Source organism: Halorubrum sp. Atlit-28R (assembly GCF_003665955.1).
Lineage (GTDB): Archaea > Halobacteriota > Halobacteria > Halobacteriales > Haloferacaceae > Halorubrum > Halorubrum tropicale.
Genome location: NZ_QPLS01000087.1, coordinates 1 through 626, shown reverse-complemented (window position 1 = coordinate 626; position 626 = coordinate 1). Strand labels below are relative to the sequence as shown.

Sequence of the window (626 nt, the reverse complement as noted above, 5' to 3'; positions counted from 1 at the left end):
CGTCGCTGAATGCGCGTCGGGTGAGCGTACGTGTAGAAAGATTGCTTTAACCGCGTACTGGGTGATGGAAAGACGTTCGTGTCCTTCATGTATAGCGCTTCTACCTGCTGCTCGGCACCCTTGATAGTCGCCGTCGCGGCGACTATTTTTGTGTGCCACGTGTCGTCTGAAAACGCACGGTTCAGATGCTGAATAAGCGTTTCGTAGTGAGAGTCAAATGAACCAAATTCTTCGCGGAGGAGGTGTAACTCGTCTTGAATAAGAAGGCTAGGTGGGTCGACGGGGTCAACCTCTTCCCAATCGTCCTCATCGCACTGGCCAGCCTCGTTTAGAATGCCGGTGTCAGCAATACATCGATTCTCACCAGAGTACCCGTGTTTGGCGCATTTAAGAGACGTTCGTCCGAAGAGAACGGCCCGCATACGGCGTTGCATACCGACGATGGAGATCTTGTCGATGGTCGAGACAACGAACGTCGGCGTGTAGCGGTAAATCTCTCTGTCAGTAACGTATACTGGAAGCGGGGCTGGCTCTCCGCCGTTTCGTTTGACTTCATCACATTCCGGATTCTCACACTGGTGTATGATGCGACCCTGTTCGAGGTCCCCATCTATAGACACCTCCTT

1 pseudogene is annotated in these 626 nt (G+C 52.7%); it reads right to left on the bottom strand.

The window, feature by feature from the left end:
• Window positions 1–626: pseudogene (locus DVK06_RS16915) on the bottom strand (helicase); the annotation flags it as partial.